The organism is Sphingobacterium sp. MYb388 (assembly GCF_037479535.1).
Classification (GTDB): Bacteria; Bacteroidota; Bacteroidia; order Sphingobacteriales; family Sphingobacteriaceae; genus Sphingobacterium; species Sphingobacterium anhuiense.
In genome coordinates this window covers 43,979-63,049 of sequence record NZ_JBBGYV010000002.1, presented here as the reverse complement: position 1 = coordinate 63,049, position 19,071 = coordinate 43,979, and the positions used below count along the sequence as shown (strand labels likewise).

The 19,071-nt window shown below is 34.3% G+C and carries 21 protein-coding genes; 10 read left to right on the top strand and 11 right to left on the bottom strand.

The window, feature by feature from the left end; translation table 11 throughout:
* The first annotated feature begins 7 nt into the window (after nt 1-7).
* Both WH188_RS06220 and WH188_RS06215 read left to right on the top strand, forming a co-directional pair.
* Entirely contained in the window at nt 8-406 is a 399-nt protein-coding gene (locus tag WH188_RS06220) for a thiol-disulfide oxidoreductase DCC family protein (protein ID WP_339423545.1), read from the top strand.
* An 11-nt stretch (nt 407-417) separates the two neighbouring features.
* Nucleotides 418-1,848 carry an NAD-dependent succinate-semialdehyde dehydrogenase gene (locus WH188_RS06215; RefSeq protein WP_339423544.1) on the top strand — a complete coding sequence of 477 codons (1,431 nt, stop codon included), beginning with the start codon at nt 418-420 and terminating at the stop codon, nt 1,846-1,848.
* A 96-nt stretch (nt 1,849-1,944) separates the two neighbouring features.
* Here the strand turns inward: WH188_RS06215 and WH188_RS06210 are convergent, their stop codons facing one another.
* Nucleotides 1,945-2,835, bottom strand: coding sequence for a sugar phosphate isomerase/epimerase family protein (locus WH188_RS06210; protein WP_132842998.1), 891 nt, complete (start codon nt 2,833-2,835; stop codon nt 1,945-1,947).
* Nucleotides 2,836-3,257: 422 nt separating this feature from the next.
* Here WH188_RS06210 and WH188_RS06205 point away from each other — a divergent pair, with 422 nt between their 5' ends.
* From WH188_RS06205 to WH188_RS06195, 3 genes are all read left to right on the top strand, one after another.
* A complete protein-coding gene (locus WH188_RS06205) occupies nt 3,258-3,545 on the top strand; it encodes a putative quinol monooxygenase (protein WP_132843000.1) in 288 nt (95 codons plus the stop codon).
* A 77-nt stretch (nt 3,546-3,622) separates the two neighbouring features.
* On the top strand, nt 3,623-3,955 hold the full coding sequence (locus WH188_RS06200; protein WP_339423541.1) for a low molecular weight protein tyrosine phosphatase family protein: 333 nt from the start codon (nt 3,623-3,625) through the stop codon (nt 3,953-3,955).
* A 34-nt stretch (nt 3,956-3,989) separates the two neighbouring features.
* Nucleotides 3,990-4,442, top strand: a complete 453-nt coding sequence (locus WH188_RS06195; protein ID WP_339423540.1) for a hypothetical protein — start codon at nt 3,990-3,992, stop codon at nt 4,440-4,442.
* 38 nt (nt 4,443-4,480) lie between these two features.
* On the opposite strand, the gene WH188_RS06190 is transcribed toward WH188_RS06195, so the two are convergent.
* From WH188_RS06190 to WH188_RS06165, 6 genes are all read right to left on the bottom strand, one after another.
* Nucleotides 4,481-5,623: a DEAD/DEAH box helicase gene (locus WH188_RS06190; protein WP_339423539.1), complete on the bottom strand. Its 1,143-nt coding sequence runs from the start codon at nt 5,621-5,623 to the stop codon at nt 4,481-4,483.
* Between the two features lie 151 nt (nt 5,624-5,774).
* The gene (locus WH188_RS06185) at nt 5,775-6,320 is read right to left on the bottom strand and encodes a CopD family protein (RefSeq protein WP_339423538.1); all 546 of its coding nucleotides are present in this window, start codon (nt 6,318-6,320) and stop codon (nt 5,775-5,777) included.
* 121 nt (nt 6,321-6,441) lie between these two features.
* Nucleotides 6,442-7,479 (bottom strand): uroporphyrinogen decarboxylase, encoded by a 1,038-nt coding sequence (hemE, locus tag WH188_RS06180; RefSeq protein ID WP_132843008.1) that lies wholly within the window; start codon nt 7,477-7,479, stop codon nt 6,442-6,444.
* Nucleotides 7,479-7,997 (bottom strand): hypothetical protein, encoded by a 519-nt coding sequence (locus tag WH188_RS06175; RefSeq protein WP_231577776.1) that lies wholly within the window; start codon nt 7,995-7,997, stop codon nt 7,479-7,481. Before WH188_RS06175 ends, hemE begins: the two co-directional genes overlap by 1 nt.
* Nucleotides 7,998-8,003: 6 nt before the next feature.
* A complete protein-coding gene (locus WH188_RS06170; protein ID WP_021189964.1) occupies nt 8,004-8,711 on the bottom strand; it encodes a response regulator transcription factor in 708 nt (235 codons plus the stop codon).
* A complete protein-coding gene (locus WH188_RS06165) occupies nt 8,701-9,576 on the bottom strand; it encodes a sensor histidine kinase (protein ID WP_132770986.1) in 876 nt (291 codons plus the stop codon). The genes WH188_RS06170 and WH188_RS06165 overlap by 11 nt, the downstream gene beginning before the upstream one ends.
* Before the next feature lie 133 nt (nt 9,577-9,709).
* Here WH188_RS06165 and WH188_RS06160 point away from each other — a divergent pair, with 133 nt between their 5' ends.
* Nucleotides 9,710-10,414 (top strand): YjjG family noncanonical pyrimidine nucleotidase, encoded by a 705-nt coding sequence (locus WH188_RS06160; RefSeq protein ID WP_339423537.1) that lies wholly within the window; start codon nt 9,710-9,712, stop codon nt 10,412-10,414.
* 84 nt (nt 10,415-10,498) lie between these two features.
* Here the strand turns inward: WH188_RS06160 and WH188_RS06155 are convergent, their stop codons facing one another.
* From WH188_RS06155 to WH188_RS06145, 3 genes are all read right to left on the bottom strand, one after another.
* Nucleotides 10,499-11,305, bottom strand: a complete 807-nt coding sequence (locus WH188_RS06155) for a 3-keto-disaccharide hydrolase (protein WP_339423536.1) — start codon at nt 11,303-11,305, stop codon at nt 10,499-10,501.
* 57 nt (nt 11,306-11,362) lie between these two features.
* Complete coding sequence (locus WH188_RS06150; RefSeq protein ID WP_021189963.1) at nt 11,363-13,810, bottom strand: TonB-dependent receptor domain-containing protein; 2,448 nt, start codon at nt 13,808-13,810, stop codon at nt 11,363-11,365.
* 108 nt (nt 13,811-13,918) lie between these two features.
* Complete coding sequence (locus WH188_RS06145) at nt 13,919-14,200, bottom strand: ATP-dependent Clp protease adaptor ClpS (protein ID WP_132770990.1); 282 nt, start codon at nt 14,198-14,200, stop codon at nt 13,919-13,921.
* A 72-nt stretch (nt 14,201-14,272) separates the two neighbouring features.
* Between WH188_RS06145 and WH188_RS06140 the strand changes: the two genes are divergently transcribed.
* The 4 genes from WH188_RS06140 (at nt 14,273) to WH188_RS06125 (ending at nt 18,039) form a co-directional block, all read left to right on the top strand.
* Nucleotides 14,273-15,319, top strand: a complete 1,047-nt coding sequence (locus WH188_RS06140) for a 3-oxoacyl-ACP synthase III family protein (protein ID WP_208701748.1) — start codon at nt 14,273-14,275, stop codon at nt 15,317-15,319.
* A 213-nt stretch (nt 15,320-15,532) separates the two neighbouring features.
* On the top strand, nt 15,533-16,486 hold the full coding sequence (locus tag WH188_RS06135; RefSeq protein ID WP_339423535.1) for a DUF2157 domain-containing protein: 954 nt from the start codon (nt 15,533-15,535) through the stop codon (nt 16,484-16,486).
* Entirely contained in the window at nt 16,476-17,564 is a 1,089-nt protein-coding gene (locus tag WH188_RS06130; protein ID WP_339423534.1) for a DUF4401 domain-containing protein, read from the top strand. The genes WH188_RS06135 and WH188_RS06130 overlap by 11 nt, the downstream gene beginning before the upstream one ends.
* Nucleotides 17,551-18,039, top strand: coding sequence for a GDYXXLXY domain-containing protein (locus WH188_RS06125; protein ID WP_339423533.1), 489 nt, complete (start codon nt 17,551-17,553; stop codon nt 18,037-18,039). The genes WH188_RS06130 and WH188_RS06125 overlap by 14 nt, the downstream gene beginning before the upstream one ends.
* A gap of 61 nt (nt 18,040-18,100) precedes the next feature.
* On the opposite strand, the gene atpG is transcribed toward WH188_RS06125, so the two are convergent.
* Nucleotides 18,101-18,994: an ATP synthase F1 subunit gamma gene (atpG, locus tag WH188_RS06120; protein ID WP_021188670.1), complete on the bottom strand. Its 894-nt coding sequence runs from the start codon at nt 18,992-18,994 to the stop codon at nt 18,101-18,103.
* Nucleotides 18,995-19,071 lie beyond the last annotated feature (77 nt).

Sequence of the window (19,071 nt, the reverse complement as noted above, 5' to 3'; positions counted from 1 at the left end):
TCAATTGATGAAAGCAGCTATTAAACAGCTTATTTTATTTGATGGGGTCTGCAATTTTTGCAACAATACAGTCAATTTTATCATCAAGAAAGACAAAAAAGATCAGTTTAGATTTGCTTCCCTACAGTCGAAAATTGCACAGGATTTTATCATCGGTCTGCCGTCAAATACAGACTCCATTGTATACGTTAGAAATCAAAAGGTTTTAGTAAAAAGTACTGCGGCATTATATATCGCAATGGATTTAGGATACCCCTTTAAAATCCTTGCTATTTTCAGGTTGATACCAACTTCCTGGCGAGACAGTTGTTATGATTATATCGCGAAAAATAGGTATCGCTGGTTTGGTAAAATAGATCAATGCGAAATACCAACAGAACAAAACCGCAAAAAATTCATCACATAAATATAAAAGCTATGAAAAATCCCTTATTGCTTAATCAAGCATATATAAATGGAAAATTCATTTCCCACACAAAGACATTCGATGTTATCAATCCTGCCACAGGAAATCTTATAGACACCGTTCCAGATTTAGAAATCGCTTCATGTAAAAAAGCAATAACCGCAGCAGAAAAAGCTTGGGTGACCTGGCGTAAAACAGCTGCAGTGGACCGATGCAACCTTGTTAGAAAATGGTACGAATTAATCCTAAAAAATAAAGTCGATCTAGCTGAAATTATAACGCTAGAAAGTGGAAAACCGTTAAAGGAATCCTTAACTGAAGTTGACTATGGTAATTCTTTTGTCGAATGGTTTGCCGAAGAAGGAAAACGTGCTTATGGAGAAACAATACCAATTGCTCAAAATGGAAATCGAATGATGACCATAAAGCAAGGCATAGGTGTTGTAGCTGCCATTACACCCTGGAATTTTCCTTTAGCGATGGTAACACGTAAAGTAGCACCGGCGCTAGCGGCAGGATGTACTATTATTTTAAAGCCCGCTTCACAAACCCCGTTCTCAGCAATTGCATTGGCAAAATTAGCCGAAGAAGCAGGTATTCCTAAAGGTGTATTTAATGTGGTAACAAGTAAAGACAGTTCTGGTTTTGGCAAAGAACTAGCGACCAACACGACCATACGAAAACTCTCATTTACAGGTTCAACCGAAGTAGGAAAAACATTAACAATTCAAGCCGCCTCTAATATCAAAAAAATATCTATGGAGTTAGGGGGCAATGCGCCATTCATTGTTTTTGATGATGCAGATATAGATGCAGCGGTAAAAGGAGCAATTGCAGGTAAGTTTCGTAATTCAGGCCAGACCTGTGTATCCATTAATAGGTTCTATATTCAGGAAACAGTATATCATGCTTTTGCTGAAAAACTTACAGCAGCAGTGAAAGAATTGAAAGTAGGTAATGGACTGGATAAAGACGTACAAGTCGGCCCACTAATTAATGAAAAAGGTTTAGAAAAGGTAAAACAGCACATTTCAGATGCCCTAAAGCATGGCGCAAAAATTACAACAGGAGGCAACCCTTTAACTGGACTTTTCTTTGAACCTACAGTACTTACAGATTTACCTCATGATGCACTTATAGCACAAGAAGAAACCTTTGGCCCCATATGCGCCCTATTTAAATTCACCACAGAAGAGTCCGTTATTCAATTAGCCAATAACACACCATTTGGTCTAGCCTCATACTTCTACAGTCAAAACATCAGCCGCTGTTTTCGTGTTGCCGAACAATTAGAAGCAGGAATGGTCGGTATTAATACCGGATTAATTTCAAATGCTGCGGCACCATTTGGAGGAGTTAAAGAATCAGGAGTCGGTAGAGAAGGATCCAAACATGGATTGGATGAATACATGGAAATAAAATATCTTTGCATCGCTGAATAATAAGAAGGACATTAACATGCAAATAAATTAAAAAAGAAAAGCACGAATCAAAATGACTCGTGCTTTTCTTTTTTATAATTCAGTAGACCTGATATACTATTTAGCGTAGCTAGCTTGCACATATGGTGCGGCTAAAAGATAATCGATACTTTCTTTCAAGCCTTTTTCCAAATCAACAGAAACCTCTTCGAGTTCAACAAATATATGCTTCACTCCTGCAGTTTTAGCATTCTTAAAGATTGCATCAAATCCAACCATACCACTTTGACCAATTTCACGGCGATCTTTGATATGAAGAGCAGTAAATCTTCCTGGATATTTATTAAAATAATCTACAGGGCTAGATCTACCAATAACTGTCCAATAAACATCCATTTCAAAAAATACATCTTGCGGATTTGTATGTTCAATCATATAGTCCAACATGATAACTTTATCTTCCACTTTCTGAAACTCATGAGCATGATTGTGATAGCCATACTTAAGACCATTTTGACGACATAATTTACCAACCTCATTTAGATATTTACATTGCGTGTCTAGATCTTTAATTGTTTTTGGAACTTCCATCCATGGAGTAACAATATATTGCATACCAGCCGCCTTATGTGCCTCTATCGCTTTACTCCACCATTCCAATGCTTTTGAAAAATCTCCAGAAGCTAATTCTTCATTGGAAAGATTTCTAGTGGCATGGGATGAAACAACTTTCATTCCCGCCTTCTCAACTTTACTCTTAAAATCCTGTGGAGAGTTATTATAAAATTTCCCGTCGCTAAATCCTGCGGCTTCAACTGCCGTATATCCCATGGCCGACAATTTTTTCAATACAGGAAAGTAATCTGCATCATTTTTAATCAAACTTCGAACAGAATACAATTGCAAGCCAATATCTTTCTTTTTCAATGTTTGAGCAACACTGTCGAATCCAGTAAGACTAGATCCTGCCATCAAAAGGACAGCTACTAAAAATTTTAATTTCTTCATAATTTATTTTTCTAAAAATCTTCCGTAAAAACATTATTGAACTTTATTAAATAATGTTTATTCATTGTAAATAGTAATAAAGACTATCGGAAGATTAAATGTAATATTATACATTATTTCAAAAAAATACAACAACAACATTTAAAATTTAGATAACAATTCAGGTACAATCATGACAAATAATATCGCATGATTACTAATCTCATCTATAAGTAGAAATAAATCTTAATACATTAATTCCTCAGATATAATAAAGTAAGGACTTCATAAAGACCAATTTTAAGAGCTTATTGATCGTATTGAAAACATTGATGAATGAAATTTCATTGAAAAATCATACTTTAGAAAAAATGTTATATCCCTAAATCCAATTGGATATAATAAAACAAGCTTAATAAAATCTAATCCATAAATAATTATAAATGAAAATTTACCTTACTGTTGTACTAAGAACAAAAGAAGCATATCGCGACCAAGTAAAAAAGACACTGCAGGAAATGGTTCGTTTAACACGACTTGAACCAGCCGCCGAACTGTATAATTTACATCAAGGCATAGAAGACCCGAATGTATTCACATTTTATGAAATTTGGAAAGATCAAGCAGGTCTTGATGCCCATAATGCCCAACCCTATATCAAAGATTTTGGACCAAAATATGGCGTATTTTTACAAGAAGAACCAACACTGATTAAGACGGTTATGATTTAAATGAGAAAAAATATTATCAATAGCATGCTGATCTATAATCTATCTTCTTCCTCTTTCCATATAATTCACCTATAATCATGCTTAACATATTATTTATTTGCAGCCGCAACCGCTGGAGAAGCTTAACTGCAGAAACAATTTATAAAAAACATAAAACTGTTCGCGTTAAATCTGCTGGTACAGAAAATAATGCAAGAATTAAAGTGAATGCCAAACATCTAAACTGGGCAGATATCGTATTTGTCATGGAAAATCATCACAAAGAGAAAATAATACAGCAATTTCCAAATGAATGTAGTAATATAGAAATCGTAATACTAGAAATACCTGATGAATATAAGTACATGGATAAAGAACTCATTGAAGAAATACAAGATCCCGTTTCATGTTATATTTCCGATAAAGCATAAGTAACCTTGATTATCAAAAAAACAGATTTAATCTATGCTAGCCTTTTTTCCGAGCATTTTTCACTCCATAAAAACATATTGTTACCTAATAACAATATTATTCACTTTAAGTTGCCAGCCTAGTGCGGTCAATTTTCCTGCTAAACATTATCGGGCAGTTTCAAAAAGAGATACAGCATACCTTCAGCTTACTAAAAATGAAAACCATTTTTACGGACACTATACGATCCAATATGGTAATAGCGGTAAAGACTCCGGAGAAATTAGAGGAAATATAAAGGGAGACACATTAATTGGAGACTATTTTTATATGCCACATAGTGGAGGAGTAAAAAAAAGAACACCATTTGCACTACTGCAGGATGGAAAAATGCTACGATTAGGAAATGGAGCGATAGTAAGATTCCTGGATATTCCCAGTTACTCTCCAGATGTTGCAATCAACTATGATAGTGTCAAGTTTGTCTTCACAGAAATTGCACATTAAACAAATAGCCCGCTAAAAAAGCGGGCTAATAAATTAAATTAATAACCGTGCAGATTTACTTCATCTGTTGGTTTAATATCGACCTTTTTGCCCATTTTCCTCTGAATAACAGAAAAATGATGCAACTCCTCATCTGTTAATAAGGTAATAGCAGTTCCTAAATTATTTGCACGACCAGTTCTTCCTATACGATGAACATAATCTAACGGAGAACGAGGTAATTCAAAATTAATAACGACTGGTAGAGAATCGATATGAATACCACGGCCGATCAGATCTGTAGCTACCAAAACCTGTGCATCTCCTTTTTTAAAATAATCGAGATGATCCTTTCTATTACTTTGCGATTTCTGACCGTGGATAGAAATTGCTCTAATTTTATTTTTCAATAATTTATCTGCCAATTTATCTGCCGTACGTGTAGAAGATACAAATACAAGTACTTGGTTCATCTTTTGCTCTTTGATAAGATAACGCAAAAATGGACCTTTAGTCTCCGCAGTTACATGGTAAGCGATCTGTTCTATCTGATCAATATTGGCTTCTTCACTTTCAATCTCTACAACAACAGGCTTGATTGAAAGAAGATTATTTATTTCAGTTATTTTATCATTTAATGTTGCAGAAAACAAGGTAATTTGTTTCTTCTTAGGCATTAAAGCCAAAAGTTCTCTGAGCTCATCTTCAAAACCCATTTGAAATAACTTATCAGCCTCATCAATAACCAAATGTTGAATATGACTAATGCTCAGCGCCTTGTTCTTAATTAAGTCCAATAAGCGGCCTGGAGTTGCTGTTAAAACTTCTACCCCAAGCATACCTTTCATTTGTGGATTAATAGATACACCACCATATACCGCCATAGTTTTTATCTCTCGCTTTAGATTACCAGTAAAGGCTCTAAAAACTTCATCAATCTGAATGGCTAATTCTCGGGTAGGAACAAGTACAAGTACTTCAATATTTCGATCTCTTTTAACAACATCAATTTGTAACTTCTCTAATATAGGCATCACAAAACATGCAGTTTTCCCAGAGCCTGTTTGCGCAATACCCATCAGATCTTTGCCCGATAAGATAACTGGAATAGCTTGTTCTTGAATAGGAAAAGGTTTCAGATAACCTAATTGCTTGACAGAACTAATAATATTGTGTGATAAACCTAAAGACTCAAATGACATAAAATGTTTTATTTACTGCAAATGTACACTATTATTTATTGTCAATAGTTATCCCGTAAAGATCAGATCAACATCTGCTAGTCTAGATAACCGAATTTAATAGTAATAATTAGTTTGGAATGATCCCGATTTTTTAGAAATTAAAAAACCATTATTTGCCTTCTCTTGAAGTTCTATATTTTTTATAAGCTTTGATTAATATCATTAATATAATCGCCAGTGATAGCAGACCGACAACGCCATAGATCCAGTTCAATGCAGATTTTAAAACAACGGTAAAGACAATGGAAAATAACAGTACAGTAGATACTTCATTCCACATTCTAAGTTTTGAGGAACTAAGCGTTGATTTTTCATCTCTAAGATTAAACATCATCCGTTGACTGATAAAATGGTAAGCAATCATAGCTGCCACAAATAGCAACTTGACATGCATCCACCCCATTTGTAATAATGATGGATTAACATACAGCATTACTAAAGCCGAAAAAACTGTAATGTACATGGCAGGAGTAGTTATTACCCACCACAATCGGTTCTCCATGATTGAAAACTGCTTGTGTAAAACGGTATATGCCTCTTTAGATTGATCTTTTGCCTCTGTATGATAGATGAATAGTCGGGGCATATAAAATAATCCCGCCATCCAACAAATGACAAATATGATATGTATCGCTTTAGCGTAAAGATAAATCATAATCCTAAAAGTATGAATACAAAGATAATTGAATATTGAGTTATTGAGAAGAACTTATTTACTACAAACAAAACAAGGAACAAATATTTGTTCCTTGTTTTGTTTATTAAACTGATACTTGTTAATATTTAAATTCTTTAACAACTTCAATTGCGTATTTCACATTGTCAAAAGGGATATCAGGCATAATACCATGTCCTAAGTTGAAAATAAATCCATTTTCACCACGCATACGTTCAAATAATTGAAGGATCTTATCTTTGATTACTTTTTTATCAGCATACAATACAAATGGATCCAAATTACCTTGAACAGCAATTCCCGCAGGTAACGATTGTTTGATATTTTTTAAATCTGCATTCCAATCGACAGATATCACATCCGGTTTTGCTTCTGCCATTATTGGGGCAAACACAGAAGATCCTTTACAGAAAGAAATTACTGGAACATCTTTTCGATTCAAACGAGAGATGATTTGATTATTATAATAATGAGCAAACTCTTTGTAATCATTCCAAGATAAAGCTAATGCCCAGCTATCAAATAACTGAACAGCATTAACACCAGCAGCAATTTGCATGTTTAAATACTCGACGGTTACATCAGCTATCTTTTGAAGAATAGTATGAGCCAATTTTGGTTCATTATTCAACATCAATTTGGTCAACTTAAAATCTTTTGAAGAAGCTCCTTCAACTAAATAACTTAAAATTGTAAATGGTGCACCTGCAAAACCAATTAAAGGAATACTACCATTCAAACGCTGTTGAATTACTTTAATAGCATCAGCTACATATTCCAATTTAGGCAAACAATCAGTAGCTAATTTATCTGCATCAGCAAAAGAACGCACTGGATTAGCGAAACGCGGACCTACTCCTTGTTCAAAACTTAAATCTCCACCCATTGCTTCTGCTGTAACCAAAATGTCAGAAAACAAAATTGCGGCATCTATACCTAGTAAGTCAACTGGCAACATGGTAACATCTGCAGCAATCTCCGGAGTTTTGCACATTTCCAAAAAGGAATATTTATTTTTTATTGCCCAGTACTCAGGCATAAATCTTCCAGCTTGACGCATCATCCATACAGGCGGGCGTTCTGTTTGCTGCGAAAGTGCAGCTCTAATCAATAAATCGTTTTGTAAAGTAGTAATCACTATATATGTTTTGAAATTTCGTTTTGTATTTTGCCAATTATACTGGCTTGACGTTCTGTTAAATTCAATTTCTTCGCCACATCAATATAAGCTTGAGCACGTTCATACTCTTCTTTTCTTAAACTGATATTCGATAAATTGATTAAGACCATCCCTTTTTCATTATCTTTTTTCCACGGTAATCTTGATGCTAATTGGAAATGGTATTCAGCTTCATCAATGCGATCCTCATGAAGTGAAATCGTACCCATCATATATTCATAAATATTACGACGTCCTTTCCTCAAGCGATCAGGATTTTTCACTTCAGCCAGTAAAACTTTTGCCTTAGCATAGTCCTGCTTATGAAATGAATCACTAGCCATAGCTACTGAGCTCTCGCGCAAATGACTCCACACCAGATAACAAACACCACCTGCAATCAGGATCGAAGTTTGATAATGTCCAGCATAAACGCCATATCCAATTAACAATAATGCAATGATAATAACAGCTACACGAGCCTTAAATGTCATCATAAAACGTTATGCATTATTATCCGTGAATTTATATCCAACACCACGAATAGAATGGAAATAAATTGGGTGTTTTTGATCAGGTTCAAAATATTTACGGAAAGTCAAGATGAAATTATCAATCGTACGAGTTGAAGGATAAACATCATAATTCCATACTGTTTCCAATATTTGTTCGCGAGAAACAGCTTCATTTCGGCGTTCAATCAATAGCTTCAACAACATGGTTTCTTTCTTTGTTAAAGAAGTAATAGTACCATCTGCATGATGCAATTCATATGAATTAAAATAAATTGTTTTATCACCAATTTGATAAGAGTTTAATTCTTTCAGATCATCAGGTTTTAAACTTCTTCGCACCAAATTACCTACCCTAAGGATAAGTTCTTCCAAATTGAAAGGTTTGATTAAATAATCATCTGCACCTTTTTTAAGACCAGTGATACGATCTTCACTACTGTTTTTAGCAGTTAAAAACATAATAGGAACTTCCGTATTTTGTAGTCGAATAGTTTCGGCAACCTGGAATCCATCAATCTCAGGAATCATGACATCCAGAATGATCAAATTAAAACGTTCTTCCTTGAATATTTTCAAAGCCTTTTTACCGTCTGTAGCTGTTGTTACACGGTAACCTTCTAACTCCAAATTTAACTTGATAGCCTCTAACAAGTGTTCTTCATCTTCTACGAGCAGTATGCGTTGTTTACTTTGCATTTTTATCAAATGTTACTTCAAAAATACTCCCCGAAGGAGTGTTATCTTTTACCTTAATAGACGCGTTATGCTTTTGCAAGACCGTCTTCACTATATACAACCCCAAACCGGTACCTTTAGTTTTACGTGTCGCTTCACTTCCCACACGATAAAATTTATTAAAGATAAGTTTTTTCTCCACATCACTGATACCAATTCCATGATCAGCAACAGAAAAAATTATTCCATGCTCTTCATTTGTTAATTTAACCACAACATTTGCACATGGTGGAGAGTATTTTATTGCATTCTCGATCAAATTAGTCACGACATTACTTATTGCAAACTTATCAGCGTAGATCATAACATCCGAATCCAAATTAGGTTTCAACACTTGCGTTCTACAAGCATTCTTTTGAAGGCGGTCCACAATTTGTTCTACTAATTCGGTGAGATTAAACTTTTCCTTCGGAAGATTATAATTGCGGCTTTCAAGCTTAGTGGTGATTAATACATTTTCCACCAAATCATCCAATCGCTCAATATCCTTCAAAGAATTCCTTAAAAAAACTTGTTGCTGTTCCTTATCCAAATCTCTTTTCAAAATTGTTTGAATATATAATTTGACCGAAGCTAGCGGAGATTTTAATTCATGAGTTATGGCCAATAAAAAGTTTTGTTGCTGTTGTTGTAATTTTTGTTCACGAACAAAAAGCTTTTTTAAACGTAAAGCGCCCCAAAGAAAGATCAGTAAAAAAAATATACCTTCACCGATAATCATCGATTTCCTTTGTGGTTGAAACCGAGCAAGCATAACACCCCACCAGATCAATTGGGAGGTGGCATAAAAAACAAGAAAATAAAATAAAACAAGTGCTTTTTTCATACGATATATTGCAACAGAACAAAAATAACGATAAACAGAGGTATAAAAAAATGTGTTGGACTTTATGACACTAAGAGGAAAATCGAACAGCCCCTATTTCTTTCATTAGTTCATATTACGCTATATTTGTACTATGTTTCAACAAGACAAAAAAGATATATTCTTCGATTTAGATCATACCATTTGGGATTTTGATAAAAATGCAGAAGAGACATTGGACGAACTATATTATCATTACAAATTTGATCAGCTATTTCAGCAAGAAAGCTCTGCCCAATTTATCCAAACCTATACGGTCAATAATCATCGCGTATGGAATCTGTATCATCATGGTAAAATTGATAAAACGGAATTACGCCGTGCCCGCTTTGCAGATACATTTACACAACTTGGTGTAGATCCGTCCCTATTTCCCTCTAGTTTTGAAATAGAATATTTACGCATGTGCCCACAGAAAACCAATTTATTTCCACATGCACATGAAACGCTTCAATATCTGTATAAAAATTACAACTTACATTTGATTTCAAATGGATTCAAAGAAGCTTGCGAAGTAAAGCTTGATAAAAGTGATCTCAATAAATATTTTAAAAATATCTTTATTTCCGAAGTGGTTGGGGTCAACAAACCTGATCCCAGAATATTCAATTTCGCATTAGATAAAGCCGACGCAAAAATTGAAAATTCCATCATGATCGGTGATAATATTGATGCAGATGTTCGAGGAGCAATGAATGTAGGCATGGATGCCATATTCTTTAATCCTAATCAAGGTGAAAGACCACAAGATGTAATACATATGATCAGTAATTTAAAAGAATTACAGTCCATTCTATAAAATAAAGGAATGAAATAACAGAATCATAAAGCATAAAAAAAGCGAGCTTGATTTTCAAGCTCGCTTTTTTATGCTTTATGGTAATTACAATTTTTTCACAGTAATATTTTTGAACCATACGTCATCACCATGATCCTGAAATCCGATAACGCCTGATTTAGTTTTGCCACCGACATTCTTCAATAATTCGTAAGCCAAAGGCCATTTTTCTTCACTAAATTTACTTTTTTGTAATAGATCAATCCATGATTGATCCCATAGTGTATATTCAACAACTTTGACGTCATTCTGCCACTGTTCAACTTTACCTTTATTAACAACAATTTTCACTTTATTCCATTCACCATAAGGCTTAGCATTTTGAGGCTTCGCAGGGATCATATCATATAACGACGTTGATTTACGATTTCCATCAACCCCCATCTTCGCGTCAGGATGATTTTCATTATCCAGCACTTGACATTCAGGACTGGAAATATAAATTGGTTGTCCTTCAATTTCCTTTGCTAAAAAGAAAATACCAGAGTTCGCTCCTTTTGCCACTTTCCATTCCAGTTCCAATTCAAAGTTTTTGAAATCATGAGCAAAAATTAAATCTCCACCTTCATTATTTCCAACATTTGCCTTGCTGTCAAATTTTATAGCACCATCATCAATGATCCATTTTTTAGGCAATACAGCTTTATCATAACCACGCCATCCTGTTAAAGAAGTACCATCAAAAATGACATATGCACCTTGTTTATTTTTGTTAAAATTTTTCAAATCTACCTTAGGTAGATCCAAAACCTTATATGCAGGGACTTCTTTCTTCTGTTGAGCGACAGTAGTACCAACACTTGCAGTACCCGCGAGCATAGTAGCTGCTAAAACGATTGTTCTTAATTTCATATCTAGTATTTATATGGATTAAATTTAAAAAAAAATCATCGGAATCAAGAATATATCTTAATATTCTTCTCCGGATATTTCATTTGTATTAGTCTCCCTTTTCTTAGACTTTGTTAAATCCTGACCTCCGAATCGATACGAAACTGATAAAGTAACCATTCTTTTCATCCAACGCCTTTCAAAATTAGAAATCAACTGCGGCGTTTCCGTATACCCTTCCATTTTTCTAGAATTGAATACGTCACGGACATTCAACATAACAGAAGCTTTCTTATTAAAGACATCTTTTTTCAAAGCTACATCTATACCTTTCATCGCATTCATCTTTCCTTGAGCCATTACACGAGAAGAATTATATTCGCCTCTAACCTGTGCAGAAAATGTTGGTGTCATCCTATAGTTCATGGTTAAATTAGAATTATAAGAAAATCCCTTCCTACTTGGCAACTGGTACAGCTCATTAGCTTTATAATTGATATTTATCAAGTTCAGATTGAATGTAAAATCAAAATCTTTTGTTGCATTGACTTTGGCAATAAATTCAAAACCAGATAAAGTACGGCTTGTTAAATTCTCCCATTTACTATAAGTCACACTATTCGAATCTACAAAGAATACGTAAGGTTGAATCACTTCACTGGTATGATTAAAATATGCTGAACTGACCAAATTAACTTTACCATAAGTTTTCGCATAACTCAACTCAAAAGCATGCACATCTTCAGGTTTCAAATTAGGATTACCCTGTCGGCTATTCATATTATCTGTAACATCTGGAAATGGATTGATTTGCCATCCGCGAGCACGTTGCACCCTTCTTGAATAACTCAACTGTAACTTATCACCACTATCATCTAAATCATACGTTAAGAATACAGTGGGATATAGACGAAAGAAATTTTGATTAGCTTTTTCTTCTTTGACAAGTACTTCTGGATCTTTTGAAAAGTAAGTCGATTTTAATTCAAATTGCTCGCCACGTAACCCCAATTGATAGCCAATTTTTTTACTTAATTTATTCTGATAATTGACATATAAAGCATGAACCGAACTCGTAAAATCAAAATCATTACTGATCTTATAATCGGGGAAATAAAGCCCAAGGCTATCAACTAAGATTTCAGAAAACTGCGTATCAAAAGATTTTCTAATCTGCGTTCTATATCCAGCTTCAAACTTACTCGTCTCAGAAAATGGCAATACATAATCAGCTTGTAGATTAATCACCTTTCCGTTTTCAGAAGTCACATTTTTACGACCATCAGCAGGTATGGGACCACTAAAGTTCTGTAAAAAATCATTTGTTCCATCTTCTTTATCATTTCCATAACTTGCATTCGCAGTCAGCTCTTCTCCAGATCGCTTAAATTGATGTCTAAAATCAAAATTTAAATCATAAGCAAAGTCATCTTCAAATTGACGTGAATTACGATTACTAGTCCCCGAAAGTTTAGGATGATTAGAATATTGGTAATTCAAATCTTCAGAACGATCACTATTACGGATACTCATATTACCAGAAAGCCCCAAAGTAGTACGATCCGTTATATTATAGTCAACTCCTGCCTTAATATTATGTCCGTTTCCTTTACGGGAAGACTCAGATTCATTATAGATACGGCTGTTATTATCTAAAAAAGTGTTATCAACCTTCCCACTTCCCACCATATTACGGCGGTTAAAATTATAACTTCCAAAATAGTTAAACTTCTTATCTCTGTAATTAAGCGTCAATCCAGCCATATAGTTATCATAAGACCCCGCGGATGTATTAACAGCCCCATTCAATCCCGTACGGATATTTTTTTTCAAGACAATGTTCACAATTCCAGTCTGTCCTTCAGCGTCATATTTGGAAGAAGGATTGGTGATAATTTCGACTTTATCAATTGAATTAGCTGGTAAACTCTGTAATAAGGCCGTCACATCATTACCTGCCATTGCAGATTCTTTACCATCAATCAAAATCTTAACATTAGATCCTCTTAAACTAACCGTCCCATCCTGATCGACTTGTAAAGTTGGCACATTTGCTAATAAATCGGTGGCTGTACCACCTGCACTCACCAAACTTTCTCCAACATTAAAAATCTTACGATCGATTCCAATCTGCATCGCCGGTGCTCTTCCTTCAATTACAACTTCACTAAGCAATTCACCAGAAGGTTTTAAAACTAATTTACCGAGATTAAGATTGGAAGAATTTGATACGACAATATTTGTTTTCACGAAGTCGGAATAGCCAACATAAGTAACACGTAACGTAAAAGTACCATTTGGAACATCTTGAAAAATGACTACGCCATTCTCATCAGATTGGGTACCCTTTAAATAAGCTTGAGCACTACCCGTCAGTAATGATGCACTAGCAAAATTGACTGGAGTTCCAGTTTTTTCATCAATAAGAGTAGCAGATACTTTACCAGATTGAGCGAAAGCTATTATCGGAAAGAATAAAAACGTAATAAGAAAAGTAAAGAAATGGGTCTGATTTTTAGAGAACATAATAAAGTTATAAGCTGTAATACTACAAAAATGTATTTTTTTGTTGAACTAAAACGACTCGTAACCACTTTATTACTCAATAAAATGACCTATCTCGGAAATAAAAATCTACTCGACAGATACAGTAAGACCTTCTGCTTTTAGAATTTTTCTATAGACCTCCATCTCAGTCAAAGATCCCTCCAAGACTGCACATTTACCATCATTATGCACTTTAAAAGCAATTCTTTCAGACTCAGGTTCCGAATATTGCAAATGATGCATCATACAAAAAATAACATGGTCAAAAGTATTGATATCGTCATTCCACAAAATCAGTCGATTGGAATCTTTAACTGAAGCTAAAATTTCGGATAAGGAATAGGTTTCTTGTGCAGTTTCTGTACTCATACTACAAAAGTACTTTAATTTTCAAAAATTACGTAATTTTACTTAATTTGAACTTAACATAAATACAATCATATGTTTCAATCCAAAATTGCAGGTATAGGATACTACGTACCAAAAAATGTTTACACCAATCAAGACTTAACCCGTTTCATGGATACAAGTGATGAATGGATTCAGGAAAGAACAGGTATTAAAGAGCGTCGTTATGCGGATAGAATTGGTGAAACAACCACCACTATGGCTGTTGAAGCATCAAAAATAGCGATTGAACGCGCAAATACGACTGCCGAAGAAATTGATTTTATTATTTTTGCTACGCTTTCGCCTGATTATTATTTCCCTGGTTGTGGCGTACTTCTACAGCGGGAAATGGGTATGAAAGAAGTAGGTGCTTTAGATATCCGAAACCAATGTTCAGGTTTTATTTATGCATTATCTGTCGCTGACCAATTTATCAAAACTGGGATGTACAAAAATATTCTTGTCGTTGGCTCTGAAAAACATTCTTTTGCCCTTGATTACTCAACACGCGGAAGAAGTGTGTCCGTAATCTTTGGAGATGGCGCCGGAGCTGTTGTTCTTCAACCTACAAATGAAGCAGGTAAAGGTATTCTAAGTACTCATTTACATTCTGACGGTGCTGATGCTGAAAAGTTAGCGATGTATTACCCTGGTGCATCTGGTGGGATCTGGTTAGATGAAAAACCAAAATGGCCGGAACAAGAGCTTGGCGGAATGTTAATGACAGCAGAAATGCTAGAAAATGGAACAGCATTTCCAGTCATGGACGGTCAGACAGTATTTAAAAAAGCAGTGGTAAAATTTCCAGAGGTAATAGGAGAAGCACTAACCAAAAATAATTTAACAACACAAGATATTACCCTCTTAGTACCCCACCAAGCAAATCTTAGAATTTCGCAATTCATCCAGAAGACATTGAAGCTAAATGACGATCAAGTATTTAATAACATTCAAAAATATGGAAATACAACCGCGGCATCAGTTCCAATTGCATTATGTGAAGCATGGGAAGCTGGAAAAATTAAAGAAGGAGATCTTATTTGTTTAGCTGCTTTTGGCGCAGGATTTACATGGGGATCAGCCCTCATCCGTTGGTAGAAAACACACGGTAATTTTTTAAAAAAAACTAAGATTTACTGCTAGCCCTCAGAATTAAAACAGTGTTTTCCACAGGAGTTATTAACATAATGTTAATAACTCCTATGGAAAACATCATATAGCCTATCAGATTCCGAAGTATCTCCCACCTTCAATCTTTTTCAGATCCATTCTATTCCAGAAAATTATCACAATTTTTCGTTAGATTTAGTAATGGAAAAACTAAATCGTGAAGACATATCGATTGCAAGTAAGCATAGTAATCTTTCAAGAGAACAGATAGAAAATCTTTTAGAAGAAAATGTGTACGTAAATACCAGAGACTGGAAGCGATTCTTAGATTTATTCTTACTTGTATTAGGAATCGGGTTTGTTGTCTCTGGCATTATATTTTTCTTTGCATTCAATTGGGCAGATTTAAACAAATTCATTAAAATCGGAATTATACTTCTTCTACTAGCTGCAACTGTACTTTGTGCACTTCTATTAAAAATAAATGAAGTATATAAAAATACATTATTGACAGCTGCTTCCATGTTAGTCGGTGTATTATTTGCGGTATTTGGACAGATATACCAAACGGGAGCTAATGCCTATGACTTTTTTCTTGCCTGGACGATATTTATCACGATTTGGGTAATCGCAACACGATTTTATCCACTTTTGCTTCTCCATATTCTTCTTATTAATACAACCATTTTCCTATTCAACGATCAAGTTCTAAATAGTTTTGACCCAGTTAGTATGTCTACACTACTATTCTTTATCAATGGTAGTGCGTTAACGGCCTTATTATCTCTAAATCATTATCGGAAAATCCAGATACCACTATGGTTTAGAAATACGTTTACGCTTATCGTAACTTCAATTTCAACAATCGGTTTGTGTTACCTCATATTTGACTCAAGACTCCTAAACGGATTATTATTAATTATTGGTACGCTAGCATGCTACTCTTACTGTATCTATTATGCCTTACAGACAAAAAGTACATTTTTCATTGGAACCATAGCTTTCAGTATTTTAATTATCACTAATTGTCTGCTTATTAGAATCTTTGAAGATGAATTTGTCTTGATCATCATCAGTCTTTTTGTGATAATAACGGTGACAGCCATTATAAAATTATTGTTAAATCTTCAAAGAAAATGGACCAATGAAAAATAAACAAGAAATACTAAATAAAATAGAACTTTTGAGCAAAGGCAACGAGCCCAATTTTCAGATCAATATAAATGATACAATGGCAGCGTATCAACATTTGGAGGAAAACAGATCAAATCTGACTATAAAAATACTATCCATACTTGGAGTTATATTAAGTGTTTTAAGTTTTTTAGGAGCCTTATTTTTACTAAACATCTTAAACGATAAGTTGAATTTAATCATTTGCGGTTCCATCTTTCTTATTCTATCTCTATACTGCATTAAAAAATATAACGCCATTATCATTGATACTGCAAGTATTGCATTTTATATTGTGGGAGGATGGATGCTCATATATGGTTTCGATATCCATGATTTAAATTACATTTTTATACTCTGTTTTATCATCAGCTTATGTACACTATTAATTGTACAACGCTATCTATTATCCTTGTTAAATATACTTTGCATCATTTATTCCATAATAGCTTTAATCAATCACAATGATCAAAATCTATTATTCATTACATTGATCAATGCTATTCTCATAATCGCATTGATCTATTTTTTATCACATGAAGCAGCTGTACTATCCAAACGAAATTTAATCAGTACAATCTATAATCCATTACGCTTAGGGCTTATTCTTGCAACCGTAGTCACGACAGCATTCATTATACTATCACACTATGAGACCAACGAGCAAGTAAATAACACCTCATTCGCATTACATATATTATCAGTACTATATGCATTAGCAACTTTATGGGTGGTTTATAAAATCACAAGTAAATTTGAGATCACAAAATCCAAAGTACTTTTTCCTACATATGCGCTTCTCATACTGATGCTAGGTTCAACAGTTATTAATCCCGGTATCGCATGTTCAATACTACTCATCTTAATTTGCTTTAATTATCAATATAGGATTGGTCTGTCAATTGGTCTTATTTCCCTACTCCTTTCCTTATGGCATTTTTACTATAATCTAAACTTTTCATTATTGGTAAAGTCATTAATTTTAATCATTTCCGGATTGTTATTTTTAGCCATTTACTTTGTTATAAATTCAAACAAAATCAACAATGAAAAAATATAAAAACTGGATCATAGCAGCAAACTTATTGGCCATCATTGCTTATTTTACTTTTACGATCATGCAGAAGGAAAAAATTCTAAAAGATGGTAAACTGATTCTTTTGGAGTTAGCACCTGTCGATCCAAGATCACTTATGCAAGGTGATTACATGCGCTTAAGATATAGTATAGCAGACAGCATAACGCCTGCTCAAGCGCCGCCACGTGGATACGTTGTTGTCAAATTAAATACTAAAGGTATAGCAAGTGGGGTTCGCTTGCAAAACAATACGACACCGCTAAAGAAAGACGAACTCTTGATCAAATACACGATGTCTAATAGACATAGTTTAAATATAGGTGCCGAATCCTTCTTTTTTCAAGAAGGGCATGCAAAAAAATATGAACAAGCAAAGTTCGGCGGGATTAGAGTAGATAATAAAGGAAATAGTTTGTTAGTCGGGCTTTATGACGAGCGGGAAAAAATGATCAGGTAAAGCATAAAAAAGGCGATGAAAATAAATTCATCGCCTTTTTTTATATTGATATTACTCTTAATTATCCGTTTGATAATGCCGCTGCACCAGAAACAATCTCTGTTAATTCTGTTGTAATAGCAGCTTGACGTGCTTGGTTGTACGAAAGCTTTAATGCTTTTAACAAATCTCCAGCATTATCAGTTGCTTTGTCCATTGCAGTCATACGGGCACCATGCTCAGAAGCATGAGAATCCAAAATAGCTTTATACAATTGAATTTTAATAGCTTTAGGAATTAATTCCTCAATGATCTTCTCTTTCGAAGGTTCGATAATATAATCAACCTCAGCAGTTTTTTCCTTAGTAGAAAGGGTATCTTCCGTAGGAAGTAATGGTAAAATTTGTTCCGAAGTCAAGATTTGTACCGCTGCATTTCTGAATTGGTTATACACCACTTCTACACGGTCAAAGTTACCTTCTTTGAATTGTTCCATTACAAATTCAGTGATTTTTGAAGTATTCTCAAAATTTAAAGCACCGAATAAATCACTATGATTGGCAATAATATTATAAGCAGGCTTTTTAGCATAGAAATCATATCCTTTCTTACCTACAGTAATGATACTTACATCACCTTTACGTAATTGATCAGCATACTTTTCAGCAACTAAATTATTTGCAGTTTTGATTGCATTCGCATTAAAAGCACCAGCCAAACCTCTATTAGAAGAAACAACAATAATCAACACTTTATTTGGTTCACGATCTACCGTATAAGGAGAATTACTTCCTTCTACACTTGCAGATACATCTGCCAAAATTTCACGAAGTTTATTCGCATACGGACGCAATTGAACAATTGCATTAGTAGCGCGTTTCAGTTTCGCTGCAGATACCATTTTCATCGCTTTAGTAATCTGCTGTGTTGATGTTACCGATGCGATACGGATTCTTACTTCTTTTAAATTTGCCATATTTAATTTGAGATTTGAGTATTGAGTACTGTGTATTGAGTATAACTCGCTATACTCAATACTCTATACTCATATCT

Excerpts from the sequence above, each read along its gene's own strand:
- WH188_RS06220 (WP_339423545.1), top strand. The coding sequence starts at position 8 with ATGAAAGCAGCTATTAAACAGCTTATTTTATTTGATGGGGTCTGCAAT.
- WH188_RS06215 (WP_339423544.1), top strand. The coding sequence starts at position 418 with ATGAAAAATCCCTTATTGCTTAATCAAGCATATATAAATGGAAAATTC.
- WH188_RS06210 (WP_132842998.1), bottom strand. The coding sequence starts at position 2,835 with ATGAAGAAATTAAAATTTTTAGTAGCTGTCCTTTTGATGGCAGGATCT.
- WH188_RS06205 (WP_132843000.1), top strand. The coding sequence starts at position 3,258 with ATGAAAATTTACCTTACTGTTGTACTAAGAACAAAAGAAGCATATCGC.
- WH188_RS06200 (WP_339423541.1), top strand. The coding sequence starts at position 3,623 with ATGCTTAACATATTATTTATTTGCAGCCGCAACCGCTGGAGAAGCTTA.
- WH188_RS06195 (WP_339423540.1), top strand. The coding sequence starts at position 3,990 with ATGCTAGCCTTTTTTCCGAGCATTTTTCACTCCATAAAAACATATTGT.
- WH188_RS06190 (WP_339423539.1), bottom strand. The coding sequence starts at position 5,623 with ATGTCATTTGAGTCTTTAGGTTTATCACACAATATTATTAGTTCTGTC.
- WH188_RS06185 (WP_339423538.1), bottom strand. The coding sequence starts at position 6,320 with ATGATTTATCTTTACGCTAAAGCGATACATATCATATTTGTCATTTGT.
- WH188_RS06175 (WP_231577776.1), bottom strand. The coding sequence starts at position 7,997 with ATGATGACATTTAAGGCTCGTGTAGCTGTTATTATCATTGCATTATTG.
- WH188_RS06170 (WP_021189964.1), bottom strand. The coding sequence starts at position 8,711 with ATGCAAAGTAAACAACGCATACTGCTCGTAGAAGATGAAGAACACTTG.
- WH188_RS06165 (WP_132770986.1), bottom strand. The coding sequence starts at position 9,576 with ATGAAAAAAGCACTTGTTTTATTTTATTTTCTTGTTTTTTATGCCACC.
- WH188_RS06160 (WP_339423537.1), top strand. The coding sequence starts at position 9,710 with ATGTTTCAACAAGACAAAAAAGATATATTCTTCGATTTAGATCATACC.
- WH188_RS06155 (WP_339423536.1), bottom strand. The coding sequence starts at position 11,305 with ATGAAATTAAGAACAATCGTTTTAGCAGCTACTATGCTCGCGGGTACT.
- WH188_RS06150 (WP_021189963.1), bottom strand. The coding sequence starts at position 13,810 with ATGTTCTCTAAAAATCAGACCCATTTCTTTACTTTTCTTATTACGTTT.
- WH188_RS06145 (WP_132770990.1), bottom strand. The coding sequence starts at position 14,200 with ATGAGTACAGAAACTGCACAAGAAACCTATTCCTTATCCGAAATTTTA.
- WH188_RS06140 (WP_208701748.1), top strand. The coding sequence starts at position 14,273 with ATGTTTCAATCCAAAATTGCAGGTATAGGATACTACGTACCAAAAAAT.
- WH188_RS06135 (WP_339423535.1), top strand. The coding sequence starts at position 15,533 with ATGGAAAAACTAAATCGTGAAGACATATCGATTGCAAGTAAGCATAGT.
- WH188_RS06130 (WP_339423534.1), top strand. The coding sequence starts at position 16,476 with ATGAAAAATAAACAAGAAATACTAAATAAAATAGAACTTTTGAGCAAA.
- WH188_RS06125 (WP_339423533.1), top strand. The coding sequence starts at position 17,551 with ATGAAAAAATATAAAAACTGGATCATAGCAGCAAACTTATTGGCCATC.
- atpG (WP_021188670.1), bottom strand. The coding sequence starts at position 18,994 with ATGGCAAATTTAAAAGAAGTAAGAATCCGTATCGCATCGGTAACATCA.